The organism is Vibrio sp. OPT18 (genome assembly GCF_015163615.1).
Lineage (GTDB): Bacteria > Pseudomonadota > Gammaproteobacteria > Enterobacterales > Vibrionaceae > Vibrio > Vibrio coralliirubri.
Genome location: NZ_JADDYK010000063.1, coordinates 154,387 through 173,975, shown reverse-complemented (window position 1 = coordinate 173,975; position 19,589 = coordinate 154,387). Strand labels below are relative to the sequence as shown.

The 19,589-nt window shown below is 45.1% G+C and carries 13 protein-coding genes and 1 pseudogene; 5 read left to right on the top strand and 9 right to left on the bottom strand.

Annotated elements, in window-relative coordinates; translation table 11 throughout:
* Positions 1-57: 57 nt before the first annotated feature.
* From lon to IQQ51_RS27875, 5 genes and pseudogenes are all read right to left on the bottom strand, one after another.
* Complete coding sequence (lon, locus tag IQQ51_RS17885) at positions 58-2,409, bottom strand: endopeptidase La (protein WP_019824784.1); 2,352 nt, start codon at positions 2,407-2,409, stop codon at positions 58-60.
* 132 nt (positions 2,410-2,541) lie between these two features.
* Positions 2,542-3,822 carry an ATP-dependent protease ATP-binding subunit ClpX gene (gene clpX, locus IQQ51_RS17880; RefSeq protein ID WP_009847283.1) on the bottom strand — a complete coding sequence of 427 codons (1,281 nt, stop codon included), beginning with the start codon at positions 3,820-3,822 and terminating at the stop codon, positions 2,542-2,544.
* Between the two features lie 81 nt (positions 3,823-3,903).
* On the bottom strand, positions 3,904-4,530 hold the full coding sequence (clpP, locus tag IQQ51_RS17875; RefSeq protein ID WP_004736080.1) for an ATP-dependent Clp endopeptidase proteolytic subunit ClpP: 627 nt from the start codon (positions 4,528-4,530) through the stop codon (positions 3,904-3,906).
* A 105-nt stretch (positions 4,531-4,635) separates the two neighbouring features.
* The gene (tig, locus tag IQQ51_RS17870; RefSeq protein WP_193841700.1) at positions 4,636-5,934 is read right to left on the bottom strand and encodes a trigger factor; all 1,299 of its coding nucleotides are present in this window, start codon (positions 5,932-5,934) and stop codon (positions 4,636-4,638) included.
* Positions 5,935-6,228: 294 nt separating this feature from the next.
* Positions 6,229-6,411 (bottom strand): annotated as a pseudogene (locus tag IQQ51_RS27875) (hypothetical protein); the annotation flags it as partial.
* 163 nt (positions 6,412-6,574) lie between these two features.
* Here IQQ51_RS27875 and IQQ51_RS17860 point away from each other — a divergent pair.
* The 3 genes from IQQ51_RS17860 to IQQ51_RS17850 all read left to right on the top strand — a co-directional run bounded on the left by IQQ51_RS17860 (position 6,575) and on the right by IQQ51_RS17850 (position 10,111).
* Positions 6,575-8,377 (top strand): sensor histidine kinase, encoded by a 1,803-nt coding sequence (locus IQQ51_RS17860; protein ID WP_193841699.1) that lies wholly within the window; start codon positions 6,575-6,577, stop codon positions 8,375-8,377.
* A 47-nt stretch (positions 8,378-8,424) separates the two neighbouring features.
* The gene (locus IQQ51_RS17855) at positions 8,425-9,771 is read left to right on the top strand and encodes a sigma-54-dependent transcriptional regulator (protein WP_193841698.1); all 1,347 of its coding nucleotides are present in this window, start codon (positions 8,425-8,427) and stop codon (positions 9,769-9,771) included.
* A gap of 157 nt (positions 9,772-9,928) precedes the next feature.
* Positions 9,929-10,111 (top strand): hypothetical protein, encoded by a 183-nt coding sequence (locus tag IQQ51_RS17850; RefSeq protein WP_017064086.1) that lies wholly within the window; start codon positions 9,929-9,931, stop codon positions 10,109-10,111.
* A 74-nt stretch (positions 10,112-10,185) separates the two neighbouring features.
* Here IQQ51_RS17850 and IQQ51_RS17845 read toward each other — a convergent pair whose 3' ends face one another.
* The 3 genes from IQQ51_RS17845 to IQQ51_RS17835 form a co-directional block, all read right to left on the bottom strand.
* Positions 10,186-11,547 carry a TRAP transporter large permease gene (locus tag IQQ51_RS17845; RefSeq protein ID WP_193841697.1) on the bottom strand — a complete coding sequence of 454 codons (1,362 nt, stop codon included), beginning with the start codon at positions 11,545-11,547 and terminating at the stop codon, positions 10,186-10,188.
* A 2-nt stretch (positions 11,548-11,549) separates the two neighbouring features.
* Positions 11,550-12,305: a TRAP transporter small permease gene (locus tag IQQ51_RS17840; protein WP_193841696.1), complete on the bottom strand. Its 756-nt coding sequence runs from the start codon at positions 12,303-12,305 to the stop codon at positions 11,550-11,552.
* A gap of 64 nt (positions 12,306-12,369) precedes the next feature.
* The gene (locus IQQ51_RS17835) at positions 12,370-13,365 is read right to left on the bottom strand and encodes a TRAP transporter substrate-binding protein (RefSeq protein WP_016788636.1); all 996 of its coding nucleotides are present in this window, start codon (positions 13,363-13,365) and stop codon (positions 12,370-12,372) included.
* A 337-nt stretch (positions 13,366-13,702) separates the two neighbouring features.
* Between IQQ51_RS17835 and IQQ51_RS17830 the strand changes: the two genes are divergently transcribed.
* On the top strand, positions 13,703-14,101 hold the full coding sequence (locus IQQ51_RS17830; RefSeq protein ID WP_065676667.1) for a thioesterase family protein: 399 nt from the start codon (positions 13,703-13,705) through the stop codon (positions 14,099-14,101).
* A gap of 20 nt (positions 14,102-14,121) precedes the next feature.
* Here the strand turns inward: IQQ51_RS17830 and IQQ51_RS17825 are convergent, their stop codons facing one another.
* A complete protein-coding gene (locus tag IQQ51_RS17825; RefSeq protein ID WP_193841715.1) occupies positions 14,122-14,946 on the bottom strand; it encodes a 4'-phosphopantetheinyl transferase family protein in 825 nt (274 codons plus the stop codon).
* A gap of 709 nt (positions 14,947-15,655) precedes the next feature.
* On the opposite strand from IQQ51_RS17825, the gene IQQ51_RS27325 reads away from it, so the two are divergent.
* Positions 15,656-19,589: type I polyketide synthase (locus IQQ51_RS27325; RefSeq protein WP_228012966.1), on the top strand; the 3,934-nt coding region annotated here is incomplete at its 3' end.

Here is a 19,589-nt window from a genome sequence, read left to right as displayed (position 1 = left end):
TGACAAGCCTTTTCGGGCCTATCAGCGTAATTCTTTACTTATTTTTGCTATGCATCACTATTTTTTCACGTCAAACTCGACCCCTGACGGATCTCGTTCTAGCGCGACTTTGAGTACTTCATCAATCCACTGAACCGGGATCACCTTCAAGTCAGCGATTACGTTGTCTGGAATCTCTTCCAAATCACGCTCATTGTCTTTAGGAATCAGTACAGTTTTGATGCCGCCACGGTGCGCTGCAAGCAGCTTTTCTTTCAAGCCACCGATAGGTAAAACTTCACCACGAAGGGTAATTTCACCTGTCATACCGACCTCAGCTTTAACCGGGTTACCCGTCAAGCTAGACACTAATGCAGTACACATTGCGATACCCGCACTCGGGCCATCTTTCGGTGTAGCACCTTCTGGTACGTGAACGTGAATATCGCGCTTTTCGTAGAAATCTGAGTTAATACCCAGTTTTTCTGCACGAGAACGAACCACAGTCATTGCCGCTTGGATCGATTCTTTCATCACATCGCCAAGTGAACCGGTTTGCGTTAGCTTACCTTTACCCGGCATTGCTTCAGTTTCGATAGTCAGTAAATCACCACCGACTTGAGTCCAAGCTAAGCCAGTTACTTGACCAATACGGTTGCTTTCATCCGCTTTACCGAAGTCATGACGTTGAACGCCTAAGTACTCTTTCAGGTTATCAATGTTAACCGTTACAGACTTAAGGTCGCTGTCTAGCAAGATGTTCTTCACTGCTTTACGACAGATCTTAGAGATTTCACGTTCTAGGCTACGTACACCCGCTTCACGTGTGTAGTAACGAATGATGCCGATGATTGCAGAGTCTTCGATCTCAATCTCATGAGGCTTAAGACCGTTGCGTTGAACTTGCTTGTCCAATAGGTGGCTCTTAGCAATGTTCAGCTTTTCATCTTCTGTGTAACCAGACAGGCGAATTACTTCCATACGGTCCAGCAGTGGGCCAGGAATGTCCATCGAGTTAGACGTTGCCACGAACATCACATCAGACAGATCGTAATCGACTTCTAGATAGTGATCGTTGAATGCATTGTTTTGCTCAGGGTCTAGAACTTCTAGAAGCGCTGAAGATGGGTCGCCACGCATATCAGAAGACATCTTATCGATTTCATCTAATAGGAACAGTGGGTTCTTAACGCCAACTTTAGACATCTTCTGGATTAATTTACCCGGAAGTGAACCGATGTACGTACGACGGTGACCACGAATCTCAGCTTCATCACGAACGCCACCTAGTGCCATACGTGTGTACTTACGACCCGTTGCCGCAGCAATCGAACGACCTAGCGAGGTTTTACCTACACCAGGAGGACCTACAAGACAAAGGATTGGGCCTTTTAGCTTGTTGATACGGTTTTGTACTGCCAAGTACTCAAGAATACGTTCTTTAACACGCTCTAAGCCGTAGTGATCTTCGTTTAAGATCTCTTCCGCTTTCGCTAAATTCTTTTTAACTTTTGAACGCTTAGCCCAAGGAACGCCAACCATCCAATCAATGTAGCTACGTACTACTGTTGCTTCAGCAGACATTGGCGACATCATTTTCAGTTTTTGCAGTTCTTGCTCAGTTTTCTCACGAGCTTCTTGAGGCATCTTAGAATCTTCGATCTTCTTCTTCAGAGTCTCGAATTCATCAGGTGCGTCGTCCATCTCGCCAAGTTCTTTCTGAATCGCTTTCATTTGCTCATTCAGGTAGTACTCACGCTGAGATTTTTCCATCTGCTTCTTAACGCGGCCACGGATGCGTTTTTCAACTTGCAGGATGTCAATTTCTGACTCCATTTGGCCCATCAAGAATTCCAGACGTTCAGTTACATCTAAGATTTCTAGAACGTGCTGCTTGTCTACCAGTTTAAGTGGCATGTGCGCAGCAATCGTATCAGCAAGGCGAGCCGCCTCATCAATACCGTTCAGAGACGTTAGAACCTCTGGTGGAATCTTTTTGTTCAGCTTAATAAAGCCTTCGAATTGATTGATCGCACTACGAACAACCACTTCTTGTTCTTTTTCGTCAAGTTCTGAGGTAACAACGTATTCGGCATCCGCTAAGAAGAATTCACTTTCTTTGAATTGGTGAATTTTTGCACGCTGCTGACCTTCAACAAGTACTTTAACCGTACCATCAGGGAGCTTTAGTAACTGAAGAATAGTAGCGACTGTACCTACGTTAAATAGGTCGTCGATTGAAGGCTCATCAGTGTCCGCTTCTTTCTGCGCTACAAGTAGTACTTGTTTGTTAGCTTCCATTGCCGATTCAAGGCATGTAATCGATTTTTCACGACCGACAAACAATGGAATAACCATGTGTGGGTAAACCACTACATCACGTAGAGGTAGCACGGGGATTTCGATACGCTCGGAACGTTCCAAGTTCATATATTTCTCTCTTCCGCTTTAACTTATAAAGCAGTATATGGGGCTTAAACGACTGGATTCAATGGAAGAATAAAAAAAAGGAGGTAATTGCTTACCTCCTTTTTCAATTTGAGTGACTTGTCTAAAAAAGACCTACTCTGCAACAGCTGCTTGATTATCTGAGTTGCTGTAAATCAACAGTGGTTCTGACTCACCATTAATTACCGACTCATCAATCACAACCTTGCTTACATCAGTTGAAGATGGCAGTTCGTACATAGTTTCTAGTAGAACACCCTCCAAGATAGAGCGTAGACCACGAGCACCTGTTTTACGGTTCATTGCTTTCTTAGCAATTGCGCGTAGGGCATCTTCACGGAATTCTAACTCTGTATCCTCAAGCTCAAATAATGCTGCGTACTGTTTTGTCAGTGCATTCTTTGGCTCACATAGGATTTGGATTAGCGCTTCTTCATCAAGCTCTGTCAGTGTTGTTGTCACAGGTAGACGACCAATGAATTCTGGAATAAGACCATATTTCACTAGATCTTCAGGTTCTACTTGAGTGAACAATTCACCGATAGTTTTGGTTTCGTCTTTTGAACGCACTTCTGCGCCAAAGCCGATACCTGAACCTGTTTCTACACGCTGTTCAATCACTTTATCTAGGCCTGCAAACGCACCACCACAGATAAATAGGATCTTAGACGTGTCCACTTGCAAGAACTCTTGCTGTGGATGCTTACGACCACCTTGAGGTGGAACTGAAGCAACTGTACCTTCAACAAGTTTTAGTAGAGCTTGCTGTACACCTTCACCAGACACGTCACGCGTGATTGATGGGTTTTCAGCTTTACGAGAAATCTTGTCGATTTCATCGATGTAAACAATGCCGCGTTCCGCTTTCGCTACGTCGTAATCACACTTCTGAAGCAACTTCTGGATGATGTTTTCAACATCTTCGCCCACGTAACCTGCTTCGGTTAGTGTTGTTGCGTCTGCCATTGTGAAAGGAACGTCTAGGAAACGAGCCAATGTTTCAGCCAGTAGTGTTTTACCACTACCAGTAGGACCGATAAGAAGAATGTTACTCTTACCTAGCTCTACGCCTTCAGCCGTCGTATCACCATTACGTAAACGCTTGTAGTGGTTATAAACTGCAACTGCTAGCACTTTCTTCGCGTATTCTTGACCGATTACATAGTCGTCAAGATGCTCACGAATCTCACGCGGCGTTGGCAGCGATTCCGATTCTTTCTTAGGAAGAACATCTTTAATTTCTTCACGAATAATGTCGTTACAAAGATCGACACATTCATCACAAATGTAAACAGAAGGACCTGCGATTAACTTGCGAACTTCGTGTTGGCTTTTGCCACAGAAAGAGCAGTAAAGCAGTTTACCGCTACCACCCTCTTTGCTTTTATCTGTCATTCGCTAACCTCTTAGCCTTAACTCTCTATGCTTGAGTGTATATCAATTTGAATCACTTTGCGTTAAACAATTGCCCTGCAATTATTGACCGCGGTGATTAAGAACTGAATCCACTAAGCCGTATTCTACTGCTTGATCAGCAGACATGAAGTTATCACGATCTGTATCGCGCTCAACAACTTCTAAAGGCTGACCTGTGTGCTCTGCCAATAGTTTGTTTAGCTTTTGTTTGATCGTTAGGATCTCTTGCGCGTGAATTTGAATATCAGACGCTTGGCCTTGGAAGCCGCCAAGTGGCTGGTGAATCATTACACGTGAGTTTGGAAGCACGTGACGCTTACCAGGAGTACCACCCGCTAGTAAGAATGCACCCATAGAGCAAGCTTGACCCATACATACTGTACTCACGTTTGGCTTGATGAACTGCATTGTGTCGTAGATAGACATGCCTGCTGTTACGCTACCGCCAGGTGAGTTGATGTAAAGATAGATATCTTTGTCTGGGTTTTCTGATTCCAAGAAAAGCAGTTGAGCCACGACAAGATTTGCCATGTGGTCTTCCACTTGACCTGTTAAGAAAATGATACGTTCTTTTAATAGACGAGAATAAATGTCGTAAGAACGTTCACCACGGGAAGTCTGTTCAACCACCATAGGAACTAGTGCGTCCATAATCGATGGCATTGTATTTTTTTCTTGGTAGCTCATATTCTTATGTCCCTAAAATAAATGGCCCGAATGATTAAATCATACGGACCATTGTTAGCAGAATTGTTGACCGTACGTCAACCTTCTACGTCAGATATTACTATATTAAGCAGGTTGCTGATTCATTAGCTCGTTGAAGCTAACTTCTTTATCAGAAACTTGAGCTTTAGCGATGATTGCATCAATAGCTTGCTCTTCTAGAGCAACATTGCGCATGTTGTTCATCATTTGCTCGTTTTGCTCGTAGTAAGCAATAACTTCTGTTGGATCTTCGTATGCTGTAGCCATCTCTTCGATGATAGCTTTAACTTTCTCGTCATCAGCTTTTAGCTCTTCAGTCTTGATTACTTCACCAAGAAGAAGACCTACAACTACGCGACGTTTAGCTTGCTCTTCGAACAGCTCACGTGGAAGTTGGTCAGCAGCTTCAGTGTTGCCACCGAAACGTTGAGCAGCTTGTTGACGTAGAACACCGATTTCTTGATCGATAAGAGCAGAAGGTACGTCGATGCTGTTTTCGTTAACTAGACCGTCGATAGCTTGCTCTTTGATGCGGTTCTTAACAGCTTGCTTAAGCTCACGCTCCATGTTCTTACGAACTTCAGCTTTAAGACCTTCAACGCCGTCAGCAGCGCCGAACTTAGAAACGAATTCTTCGTTTAGTTCTGGAAGTTCACGAGCTTCAACTTTGTTCAGCTTGATAGAGAACTTAGCTGCTTTACCTTTTAGGTTCTCAGCGTGGTAATCTTCTGGGAAGTTTACGTCGATTTCGAATTCCATACCTGCTGTTTTACCAACGATACCGTCTTCGAAGCCAGGGATCATGCGACCAGCGCCCATCTCTAGTGGGAAGTTCTCAGCTTTGCCGCCTTCAAACTCTTCACCGTCGATAGAACCAACGAAGTCGATAGTTGCACGAGAACCAGCGTCAGCAGCAGCTTCAACTTCAGTCCAAGTTGCTTGTTGCTTACGTAGAGTTTCGATCATCTCTTCAACGTCAGCTTCTTTAACTTCTACTGCTGGTTTCTCAACAGTGATGTTTTCTAGACCTTTCAGCTCAACTTCTGGGTAAACTTCAAAAGTTGCGTTGAATACTAGGTCAGCGCCTTCGTTGTTTTCAACTGGTGCGAAAGTAGGTGCGCCAGCTGGGTTGATTTTCTCTTTAACGATCGCTTCGATGAAGTGACGTTGCATTACTTCGCCCATCACATCTTGACGTACTGCTTTGCCGTACATTTTAGCAACCATCTTCATTGGCACTTTGCCTTTACGGAAACCATCGAAACGACGGTTTTTCGCGATGTTGCGTAGTTCAGCTGTAACTGCATCTTCGATGTTAGCAGCAGGAACAGTAATATTAAGACGGCGCTCTAGGCCTTCTAGCGTTTCAACAGTAACTTGCATTATATAAACCTCAAAACTGGCTCAGTAATCTGAGCATATGAGCCGTAACTTAGCTTTAATTCAAAAGCAGACGTTGTTGGCTGCATCCTTGTGTAGTGCTCTATCCGAACACCTAATTTAAAATCGAGCATTGATGTCTGAATTGATTATTCAACCAAACACCAGACTAATCAGCGATATCTTCGTTCTTCACACGTCGATTAAAACGCAATAAAGCTTGTTTTCAGAAACAAGAAAGGTATCTCCGATTAGCCTCAGGACAGAAATTTTAGACGCGACATTCTAGCGATCTGTTTAATCTCTGTCGAGCCGTTCACCTCTGCATGATGATGAATGCTCTAAATTCGTCCAACTAAGTGATATAAAAACGATCAAATCATCACTTAGCACAACAGAAATGGGGACAATAGCGACTTTTTCAAGGGAATCGAGGGCTTTTTTTGCTAAAAACCTTAAAAAGAGATCTTGCTCTTGTTTTACCCCTCAGAGTCGATAACTTTTTCAACAATCCCCGTTACAAACCCTTAACCTACCCCCATCTGTTCACTCTCTGCTTTCAGCAAAAACTACCGCTATTTGCTACCATAAACGAGAGAAGACAGGCTTGATTGTTTACCAAAGAAATTAGCGGAGAGCCTTCATGTTTCAAGCTTTTAGAATCCCAATACTATTAATGGCCACATACAGTTTACTGATGGTGTTTGGCGGTCATTGGGTGTGGAGCACAAGCCATGAAAGTTTGTTAAATGATCATCAATCTAAGCTGGACCGTTTTTCTGTTCATATTTCAAGCCAATTGGATAAGTTCGCGCACATTCCCGAGCTGCTTTCAAAAGACAAAGAGCTGGTCGATGCCTTGCACTCTCCAAGCAACTCTGCGCAAATCGAACTCACTAATCGTTATCTAGAGCACGTAAACTCGGTGATTCAAGCATCCGACACCTACCTACTAGACAGTATCGGCACCACCATTGCAGCCAGTAACTGGAATCAACCGCGTTCTTTTATTCGTCGTAACTTTGCTTTCCGCCCCTACTTTCAAGAAGCGATTATTGGCAATGAAAATCAATATTTTGCGCTAGGTTCAACCTCTGGAAAGCGAGGGTATTATTATTCTTACCCCGTCTCCTATGCCGCCGAGATTATTGGCGTCATTGTCGTAAAGATGGATTTATCGCTGATTGAAGCAAGTTGGAAAGGCAAACAGAGTTTTTTTGTTGCTGACGATAAAGATCAAATTGTATTTATGTCGAGTAACCCTGAGTGGCTGTTCAAAAGCCTTCAGCCGCTAAGCGAAGCACAACACACTCGAATTCAAGAAAGCAGGCAGTATCTCGATACAAAAATAGAAAGCCTGCACTTTTCCGGCGATTTAGACAGTGCCACCAGTCGTATTGAGTCGCCACACAAACTCGTCCAAGAGCAGTTCTTTAGTTCTTCTCGCTTCCTAGCCGAACCAAGACTCACCATACGGGTATTTTCTCCGACCCACTTAGTGTGGTGGGACTTGGTTGCTTATCTTGTGGTTCTGAGCCTTATCTTTGCGATTATTTATCTAACAATGCAGCTCAATCACCATCGACAACAAAGACGTGCACAGATAGATAGGCTGCAATCCGAAGCCAAGCAAAAACTCGAATTTCAAGTGCTTGAACGTACATCGGAGTTGCATGTTGAGATCAAACACCGTATCGAAACCGAGCATGTTCTGAGGCAAACCCAAGACGAGCTCATCCAAGCCGCCAAACTGGCAGTGCTAGGGCAGATGTCAGCGAGCATCAGTCACGAACTGAATAACCCGCTTGCCGCGATTCGCAGTTATGCCGACAACGGCCGACTGTTTCTTGCCAAAGAAAAAACCGATCGTGTCGATGACAATCTATCGCGAATCTCAGCACTCACTGATCGTATGGCGAAAATCAGCCACCAGCTTCGCTCCTTCGCCAAGAAATCCACCGCAGAAGAGCTACACACATTACAAATACTCCCAGTTTTACATTCATCGAAAGAGTTGATGAAGCCACAACTTAAGAGTGAACGAGTTAAGGTCAACGAGCTCCCTGAAACCTTTGATGCTTGCGTGCTCGCCAACGCCATTCAACTGGAACAGGTGATCATTAACCTGCTGACCAACGCGATTCAGGCGATGGAACAACAAGACGACAAACAATTAGCTATTCTGTTAGAGATTAGAGAGTCCGACCATCAACAAGCCAAGACCTTGCTGATTCATGTCGATGATAACGGCCCCGGCTTCACCTCCCCTTCGAACGGAAACTTTTTTGAACCCTTCCATACCACCAAGAAAAACGGACTTGGACTTGGGCTATCAATTTCTCAACAAATAATCAGCGGAATAAATGGCAAGCTCGTTACCGGTAGCAGCCCTCAAGGTGGTGCTCGATTCAGCATAGAGTTACCCCTTGTTGAACAAGAACAGTAAGCAAAAACTCAGCAATAACCAGAATAAAAAGAAGTAAAGGAATCACTATGTGTCACGTCTATTTCATTGATGATGAATCCGACCTAAGAATGGCGATTGAACAGAGCTTCGAGCTCGCCGACATTGATGCCGAATTCTTTCCCGATGCGGAGTCTGCTCTGCTCGCGATTCAAGAAAACGGCTTACCTCACGTGATCATCACTGATATCTGTCTACCAGGTCTATCCGGGCATGATCTGCTCAACACCGTGATGCACAAAGACAAAGAGATCCCCGTGATCATGATTACTGGTCACGGCGATATTTCTATGGCCGTTCAAGCAATCCAATACGGCGCCTATGACTTCATTGAAAAACCTTTCGCTAATGAACGCCTAATCGAAACCACCAAACGAGCGATAGAAAAACGTCAGCTCACCCTCGAGAACCTTGAGTTAAAACGTTCACTCAAGGCCAGCCAAGCGCTTGGCCCAAGGATCATTGGTGACACGCAATCAATGACGGAGCTGCGGTCTATCATCACTCACGTTGCCGACACCAATGCCGACATATTGCTATTTGGCGAGACAGGCACTGGCAAAGAATTAGTTGCACGTTCTCTGCATGAACAAAGCAGCAGGCGAGAACAAAACTTCGTTGCGGTCAATTGCGGCGCGGTCCCTGAAAACCTAATTGAGAGTGAGCTGTATGGCCATGAAAAAGGTGCGTTCACTGGCGCAGAAAGCAAACGTGTCGGTAAATTTGAATTTGCTCAAGGCGGAACTCTATTCTTAGATGAAATTGAGTCCATGCCGTTGCAGGCACAAATTCGCCTGTTGCGCGTCTTGCAAGAACGCGTCATCGAAAGGGTTGGGTCTAATGGCTTAGTCCCTCTCGATATTCGAGTGATTGCGGCAACTAAAGTCGACCTAAAGAAAGCCGCTGAAGAAGGCACTTTCCGCCAAGATCTCTATTATCGACTCAATGTTGTGACCCTAGATTTACCGCCGTTAAGAAGCCGACAAGAAGATATCCCAGCACTCTTCCACCACTTCTTACTGGTCGCTGCGGCGCGTTATGGCAAGACAGCCCCTGCCCTTCCACAAAAGGAGCTGCACGCACTTTTGGCTCATGATTGGCCGGGAAATGTTCGAGAATTACGTAACAGCGCTGAACGCTTCATCTTACTCGGGAAATTAGCTCAACTGAGTGATGGCTCAAACTCAGAGGTCCACTCAGACGCTAGCATTAGCCTATCGGACCAAGTGGCAGAGTTCGAAAAAGCGGTGATCGAACGCGCGTTGATTGAGAATGAAGGGAGTATAAAATTAACTATGTCTCAATTAAATGTCCCAAGAAAAACGCTTTACGACAAAATGCAGCGTTATCAAATCGACAAAGATAATTTTAAGTAAAACAATAGATTTCGAAGTGAATAATTAAATTGTGAGATAAAAGAATTAAACACGAAATAAAACGCAAAGCGTAGCTTAATCTGAATGTATATCGAAACTGGCAGAGATAAGGTTCATCTTCCATAATTTATATGTCGACTTTAAGGATAAGTTGCATATGAATGAAAAAACGACCATTCCTGTCATTGTAGATACAGTGCTGATTGATGACCATTATGAAGTAGAAAGAAGATCTGGGCGCGAGCGAAGAAAGAAAAAAGTACGCTGGAAAGGTTATGACAGGCGTTTAAGCGGCACAATAAGGCGCGGGAAAAATAAAGCGATAGATGAAAAGGTGTAACTCTTCATCTATCGCCGTTATTTATATTGATAATGAAACTGTTCGTTACACTAGCCGTGTAACTAAACAACCCACTACTTGGTTATGATTTCCGGTCCCATCAATGTGGTCGGTAGCCATGTTGATACCCAAGGCACGTAAGTCACGATAATCAGGAATAAGAACATCACGCCTACCCACGGCAATGCTGCTTTCACCACGTTCATCATCGACATCTTGGCGACCCCGGCAGTCACAAACAAATTGAGCCCGACGGGCGGCGTTATCATCCCTATCTCCATGTTCACTACCATCATGATACCTAGGTGAATTGGATCGATACCGAGTGCAATAGCGATTGGGAATACCAATGGCGCAACGATGATCAGCAAGCCTGATGGCTCCATGAACTGCCCACCAATCAAGAGTAAAACGTTCACTACAATCAAGAAGGTGATCGGCCCTAAGCCTGCAGAGAGCATAGACTCAGTGATCATTTGAGGAATGCGTTCTTCGGTCAGTACATGCTTAAGAATCAGAGCGTTGGCAATGATAAACAACAGCATGATCGTCAGCTTACCAGCATCGTAAAGCGTGTCTTTAGTATCTTTATGGAAGAAAGTTTGGAACACTTTTACCAAAGCAGGCTTTGTATTGTTCTTGTCCGCAAACGGCCCCATATCTTTATAGATAAAGTTGGCGATAAAGAAGGCATACACCGCAGCCACTGCCGCCGCTTCTGTCGGAGTAAAGATGCCACCGTAGATACCACCTAAAATGATGACAATCAGCAGCAAACCCCAGCTCGCATCTTTCGCAGCTGCGAACATCTCGCCCCAGCCCACAAATGGCTGCGCCGGAATCTTCTTAATACGAGCTGCAATGTAGATAGCAATCATCAGCATCACACCCGCCAGCAGACCAGGAATCACGCCACCTAAGAACATACGACCTACCGATACATCGGTCGCCGCTGCGTATACCACCATCACGATTGACGGTGGAATCAAGATCCCCAAGGTACCCGCGTTACAGATAACCCCTGCCGCGAACTCTTTTGAATAGCCGTTTTTGATCATGCCCGCAATAACAATACTACCGATAGCCACTACCGTTGCAGGAGATGAACCAGAAAGGGCTGCGAACATCATACATGCCACAACCGACGCCATCGCCAAGCCGCCGCGGAACCAACCCACCATCGCGATAGCAAAACGGATAATACGTTTCGCCACGCCACCAGTAGACATAAAGCTAGAGGCCAAAATAAAGAAAGGAATCGCTAAGAGTGTGTAGTGGCCTGCAAAAGCATTAAACAGCGTTTGTGCGACTGAAGCTAATGACGCATCTGAATGCATCAATAAGAATATTATGCTCGATAAACCGAGGGAAATTGCAATTGGTACACCGACCAACATGAAAGCAATTACCATTAAAAATAGAAATAACATTGCCATGATTAGTCTTCCTTACCGTTAGATTTTGTACTCGACTCATTCGCTTTGTTCTGCGGAGTCGAATTCAATACCGCTGTCGCATCTTCGTCAGAGCCCGCTAGCACGTCCGCTTTCAACGCATCCAGCTCTTCTTGGGCTTCATGTCCTGCAATCATGCGGTCAAGCTTGCCTGTTACCACTTGGTAAGCAACTTGAGCAAAACGGAACGTCAGCATTGCCATGCCAATCGGCAGCGCCATATAAGGAATAAAACGTGGCAGTTTCTCGTATCGCTCGCCTTCATTCAGCCAGTCAGCAAGAAACTGAAGCATCTCTGGCATTGGAATATCGTCGGTCTCATACCATGCGCGATCGGTCGCGAATGGGTACCAATAATTCCAAGAGCCGATAAGAAGTAAGATTGAAAATGCTAGGCAGCTTGTCACGGCGATTAGCGCATACACTTTGCGTAGCTTTTCTGGGGCAAGGTTGATGATCACATCAACACCAATGTGGAAGTGTTTTTTAACGCCATATGATGCGCCCACTAATACCATCCAAGCAAACATGAACACCGTCAGTTCCAGTGCCCATAAGATGTTGTCATTGAATGCGTATCGAAATACCACGTTGGCAAAAGTAAGTAGCGTCATTGCGCCAAGGAAAAATGCGATTAATGACTCTTCAATCACATCCGTAACTCTTCCGACTTTGGAAAAAAGAGAGGTTTCCAGTGCTGATTCGCTAGAATTTGGTTGTTCCATTTGAGGCTTTTCCATAATTGACTCCGCTTATAATTGTTTTAATAAGGAGTGACGAATACTCGCCACTCCCTTAGCGGTGTTATTGGTTTGAAGCTAACGCTGCATCGATAAGGTCTGAACCGATGTCTTTTTCAAACTTCTTCCATACTGGTTGAAGTGCAGCTACCCATGCTTCACGCTGTTCAGGCGTAAGTGTACGAACCTCACCACCCGCTTCGATGATGTTGTTTTTGTTCGCTAGGTTAACTTTTGAAGATTCCGCATTACGCGTCTCAGACACTTCTTGAACGATAGTGCCAAGCTGTGTACGTACATCTTCAGGTAGGTCTTTCCAGAAGTCGTTTGACGTTACCACTAGGTAATCCAAGATACCGTGATTGGTTTCAGTCACGCCGTCTTGTACTTCAAAGAACTTCTTACCGTAGATATTTGACCATGTGTTCTCTTGGCCATCGATAACCTTAGTTTGCAGGCCACCGTACACTTCTTTGAAAGACATCTTCTGTGGGTTAGCGCCTAGTTGTTCAAACTGAGCCACCAATACATCCGATGCTTGAACACGGAATTTCAAACCTTTTGCATCTTCAGGGCTGATAAGAGGTTTGTTCGCCGACATCTGTTTCATACCATTGTGCCAAAACGCAAGACCTTGCAGGCCACGACGCTTCATCGCGTTCTTCAGCTTTTCACCAGATTCTGAGTTTTGGAAACGGTCAACGGCTTCTACGTCTTCAAATAGGAAAGGAAGGTCAAAAATGCGGTATTTCTTAGTGAATTTCTCAAATTTAGACAACGATGGCGCCGCCATTTGAACATCACCATTTAACAGGGCTTCCAGTACCTTATTATCATCGTAAAGTGTTGAGTTAGGGAAAACTTGCATACAAGCTTTGCCATTCATTTCCGTGTTTACTCGCTCTTCCAGTAAAGAAGCGGCGATGCCTTTCGGGTGCTTATCGGTATTAGTTACATGACTGAATTTAATCACGATTTCACCAGGGTCACAGTTTGCAGCAGCATTAAAACTAGTGAGCGCCAGAGCAGATACAGACAGCAGGGTAAGAGGCTTAAACATTATTATTCTCCTTAGTAAACAAAGCAGCCCTTCAATGGGAACTGCGTGCTTTCACTAAGGCAATTAGCGCGCCACATTAACACAATTCATTAACAACCCTTTAACCACAAGGCTTCATCAGATCTGCTTGCAGTTGTCGCTAACTCACCACATAAAGTAATGGGTGGAAAATGACACATAGAATATTTGTAAATGGGTGGAAGCTGACCAATGTATTAGTAATGGATGAGGTCTGACCAAAAGCCACATTACCGATGATGTCTTGAAGTAATTTCGACCTATCCTGTAGAGTGCTGCACAACTTAGTCAGATTTACACTTAATAAGAGTTGATACCAATGAGTCAGATCTACCATCACCCAGTACAAATTTACTATGAAGATACCGATCACTCAGGTGTGGTTTATCACCCTAACTTTCTTAAATACTTCGAGCGGGCACGCGAACATGTCTTGGGCAGCGATAAATTGGCGGAATTGTGGAACGAGCACGGACTAGGTTTTGCAGTCTATAAAGCCAACATGACTTTTCAAGATGGGGTTGAGTTCGCTGAGATCTGCGACATCCGAACCTCTTTTGAACTCGATGGAAAATACAAAACCTTATGGCGACAAGAGGTTTGGCGTAAAGATGCGACTAAGCCTGCCGTGATTGGTGATATCGAAATGGTCTGCCTTGATAAAGACAAGCAACTGCAGCCAGTGCCTGCTGAAGTATTAAAAGCGATGCTTGGATAAACGAGCTAACTTGATTTGATCTACATAGACGTAAAGAGATGAGACGACGAAAAGGTTCTCATCTCTATCTGCATGGGGAGCAAATTCCCGCCAAGCGTCACCGCAAAGCGATACTGTTCATCCAGCCGCCCTAAGCAACACTGCCAATCTGTAGAACTATCGTCTTGTTGAGCAGAGTCCAAATTCAACCCAATCCCACTATCTAGCCTGATTTCGCGATACAAGCCTGATTGAAAGCCTGACGAACTGAGTTCCAATGCTTGCTTGGTCAAATTAGAGAAATCGAACGAGAAGCTTCGCAACGATGTGGCTAGCCCCTTGCCTGTCGCTTTGATGTACGACTCCTTCAGCGCCCACAGATCGAAAAAACGCTCTCTCTGCAGCTCTTTACTAAGCTCAAGTAAATCCGCCAATTCTTTATCTGAAAAATAGTGCTTCATGATCGAGTCGATATTGGTCGAGCTTCTTGCATGTTCGATATCGACACCCAGTTGGACTGGCTTCCCTTCTCGTTGGCAAACTGCAATCAACAAATGTTCTTTGCTATGACTGATATTGAAGTTTAACCCCGTCTTAAATTGCTGTTCGGCGGCCAAACTTGGCTTTCCTTTCTCGCCATATTTAAAGCGCCACGCTTCGGGCATTAAATCAGAATAGCTCGACAACACCTTTCTTAGGTAGTTGCGAACATACAGGGCTTGAACTTGAGATGAGGGCATTCGATACCGCTCGACTTTCGCTATTTCATCAGCTGTGAGTGTCTGTTTGAGGTGTGACTTACTGCCGACATCATCACGCAAATCACTCAAAGAACATAGCCACAAATCAACGATTGGATTTTCCAATTTACTCACGCTCACTTCTTCAAACCACTTATCAAAAAAACACCAAAACGAACAAATTTAAGTCACCTATAATTTGAGATAAACATAGAGAATTTGCGCAGGAAACACCCTTCATATAGGGACTTAAAACTAACTTTTAAAATAATAACAAATTAAAACACAGATCACACTCCACCTTACGGAACAGACATCTATTAAATGTTACTTACAAAAATCCGACATAGATCTCACCAAGTCAAAAAATAGAGTATAAACACTAAAAAACCACTCATACTCATTAATTATCAATAAGTTAATTTCATTAAAAATACAAAAAACAAAAGTTCAATGAAATCATCTGGTCTGAACAGATCATAGTGGCCTCTGGGAGCATTGTATCGACCACTCACCTCGGGTAGCCTGCTCAACCATTAAACAAATTCACACGTTTTTATTGCGGATACCTGCTTTGCATAAAGCAGTACTTTGGACAGGATTTAAATGGACATTAACCTCACATTCGAATGCCCTCTTCTCGCATGAAAAACGTAATCAACCCCTGCAAGTCACTGTACTTCGCACCCCCTATTTCAGTCAGGTGGCCGACTTTCGGTAGCCTTACTCTTCAGCTGCGTTTGCCCAAATCTGTCTCAGATTTATTTTCGATTTATTTAAAAGCGCAGCCTCAAAACACGACATCGCCCTCAGTGATTTCAAGTGGAGACTCATAATGAGCCAACCCGAAAAAAATACACCGGAATCAGTCGACGACACTCGACTTAATAAACGCCTAAAAGACATGCCAATTGCTATCGTTGGTATGGCAAGCATGTTTGCGAACTCTCGCTACCTAAACAAATTCTGGGATTTGATCAGCGAAAAGATCGATGCAATTACCGAAGTGCCTGATACGCACTGGCGCCCAGAAGATTACTACGATTCAGATCGTACTACGCCAGACAAGTCTTACTGTAAGCGCGGCGGTTTCATCCCAGAAGTTGACTTCAACCCAATGGAATTCGGTCTTCCGCCAAATATTCTAGAACTGACGGATACTTCACAGCTGCTTTCTCTGATCGTGGCAAAAGAAGTACTTGAAGATGCGAAACTTCCTGAAGGCTACGATCGCGATAAGATCGGTATTACACTCGGTGTTGGCGGTGGTCAGAAGATCGCTCAAAGCTTGAATGCTCGTCTCCAATACCCTGTTTTGAAAAAAGTCTTCAAGAGCAGTGGCATCAACGACGAAGACAGCGAAATGCTGATCAAAAAATTCCAAGACCAATACATCCACTGGGAAGAGAACTCATTCCCTGGTTCATTGGGTAACGTAATTTCAGGTCGTATCGCTAACCGCTTTGACCTTGGTGGCATCAACTGTGTGGTAGACGCTGCGTGTGCTGGTTCTCTAGCCGCAATGCGCATGGCACTGAGCGAGCTGGTTGAAGGCCGCAGTGAAATGATGATCACAGGTGGTGTGTGTACTGATAACTCACCAACCATGTACATGAGCTTTTCTAAAACCCCAGCATTCACTACAAACGAAACCATTCAACCTTTCGACATCGATTCAAAAGGCATGATGATTGGTGAAGGCATCGGCATGGTTGCTCTGAAGCGCTTAGAAGATGCAGAGCGCGATGGCGACAGAATCTATTCAGTGATTAAAGGTGTCGGTTCTTCTTCGGATGGTAAGTTCAAGAGTATTTACGCCCCTCGCCCTGAAGGACAAGCAAAAGCACTCAAACGTGCTTACGATGATGCTGGTTTCGCACCGCACACGCTTGGCCTTTTAGAAGCGCACGGCACAGGTACAGCAGCAGGCGATGTCGCTGAATTTGGTGGCTTAAACTCGGTATTCAGTGAGAACAATAAAGAGAAGCAACACATTGCGTTAGGCTCGGTGAAATCTCAAATTGGTCACACTAAATCAACTGCGGGTACTGCAGGTTTAATCAAAGCAGCACTGGCACTGCACCACAAAGTACTGCCGCCAACGATCAACGTATCCGCTCCAAACCCTAAGTTGGATATCGAGAACTCACCGTTCTACCTAAACACACAAACGCGTCCTTGGATGCAACGTGTTGATGGCACACCGCGCCGTGCAGGTATCAGTTCATTCGGTTTTGGTGGCACTAACTTCCACGTTGTATTGGAAGAATACACACCAGAACACGCTCGCGGTGCCAAATACCGTCAGCGCCAAGTACCGCAAACTCTGTTATTCAGCGCAGAATCTCGTCAAGCACTGATCAATGAGCTAAAACAAGTTTCAACTCAAGCTGCAAACGCTGCGTTCAAGCTAGAAGCGCTTGCCGAGCAACACGCTCTACGCGAAATTGATGCTAAGCATGCTCGTCTTGGCTTAGTTGTCACTGACCAAGCAGACCTTCAAGCGCAACTGACTCAAGCAGTTTCTATGCTTGAGAGCCAAACCAAAGCACATTGGCAAATGCCAAACGGCACTAGCTACCGTGAGTCGGCACTGATTGCTGAAAACGGCGCAGGTAAAGTGGCAGCGCTATTTGCAGGTCAAGGTTCGCAATACCTAAACATGGGTCGCGAGCTTGCTTGTCACTACCCTGAGATGCGCCAACAGATTGCTCAAGCGGATCAAGTATTTGGTCAGCACAAGAAAACGGCTCTGTCGCAAATTCTGTTCCCAATTCCAACCTTCACACCAGAAGCAACCAAAGCGCAAGAAGCGGTACTTACCAACACGGCCAACGCGCAAAGTGCGATTGGTACTGTGTCTATGGGTCAGTTCGACATCATGACTCAAGCTGGCTTCAAAGCAGACATGGTCGCAGGTCATAGCTTTGGTGAACTAAGTGCGCTATGTGCATCGGGGGTTATCTCGCAAGACGATTACTACCAGCTAGCTTTCTCTCGTGGCGATGCAATGGCTGCGACACCTGAACAAGGCGAAAGCGGTACTATGTTTGCGGTCATCCTAGACGCAGACAAACTTCCAGCCGTTGAAAGCTGCATCAGCCAATTTGAAGGCGTGAGTATTGCCAACTACAACGCTCCGACTCAACTGGTTATTGCAGGTCCAACTGCGACGGTTCAACAAGCAGCACAAGCGCTAACTGAACAAGGCTTCAAAGCGATTGCTCTGCCAGTGTCTGGTGCTTTCCACACACCGCTTGTTGCTCACGCTCAGAAACCATTTGCTGCTGCAATTGATAAAGCTTCATTCAGCGCTCCAACGCTGCCGCTTTACTCAAACGCAACGGGCAAACTGCACAGCAAAGACGCTAAAGCAATCAAGAAAGCATTCAAACAGCACATGCTGCAATCGGTTCGTTTCAGCGAGCAAATTGAAGCGATGTATGAAGCAGGCGCGCGTGTATTCGTTGAGTTCGGTCCAAAGAACATTCTTCAAAAGCTGGTTGAAAAAACACTGGCTGATAAGAACGAAGAACTTTACGCAATCAGCATCAACCCAAGCCCTAAAGGCGACAGTGACCAACAGCTTCGTTTAGCTGCGGTTCAACTTTGCGTAGCAGGTGTTTCATTAGACAACATTGACCCTTACCAAGCTGACATTGCTGAACCTGCGAAGGCATCACCAATGAACATCAAGCTGAATGCAACCAACTACATCAGCCCTGCTACTCGTAAGAAAATGGATCAATCATTGGCTTCGGGCAACGTCACCGAAAAGACTGAGATTGTTGAAGTGAAAGTTGAAGTCGAGAAAATCGTGGAAAAAGAAGTGTTCAAAACAGAAATCGTTGAAGTACCTGTGGCTGCTCCTCAAGCTTCAAATGTACAACCGTCAACTGCTCCAGCACCAAGTGCACAAGTAGTAACAGCAGCTCAGCAGCCTCAAGTAGCACAACCTGCACCAGCAACTGTTCAGCCAACAGCTTCAGTAACGGTTGATGAGTCTTCATTGCAGTCATTCTTCAATGCTCAACAACAAGCAGCAGAAGTACATCAGCAGTTCCTTGCGATTCCTCAGCAATACGGTGACACGTTCAACACCCTAATGTCTGAGCAAGCGAAAATGGCAACAGCAGGCGTAGCAATTCCTGAGAACCTGCAACGTTCTATGGAAATGTTCCACCAGCACCAAGCTGAAACGCTAAAAGCTCACGCTCATTACCTAGAAATGCAAGCGCACAGCAACAACTCAGCACTTAATATGCTGACGCAAGGTTCAGCACAAACGGCACAACCAACCTTCGTTGCGCCATTAAATGCTCAGCCAGCGATTCAAGCTCCAACTACTCCAGCAGCAATCGTCCAACAGCCTGTAGCTCAAGTACAAGCGACTCCTGTACAAGCCGCGCCAGTTCAAGCTCAGTCTGTTCAAGTTACGCCAGTACAGAAAGCAGCTCCTGCAACACAAGTAGCGGCTCAAGCCGCAGCGCCTGTTGCAGCTCAACCTGTGCCAGTTAAAGCACAACCAGCTCCTGTGGCTGCACCAGTAGCAGTACAATCAGCAGATGCTGAAAAAGTGATGCTAGAAGTGGTCGCTGAGAAAACGGGTTACCCAACGGAAATGCTTGATCTAGAAATGGACATGGAAGCAGACCTAGGTATCGACTCAATCAAGCGCGTAGAGATCCTTGGTACCGTTCAAGACGAAATGCCAAACCTACCTGAGCTGAACCCAGAAGATTTGGCTGAGTGTCGTACTCTTGGCGAAA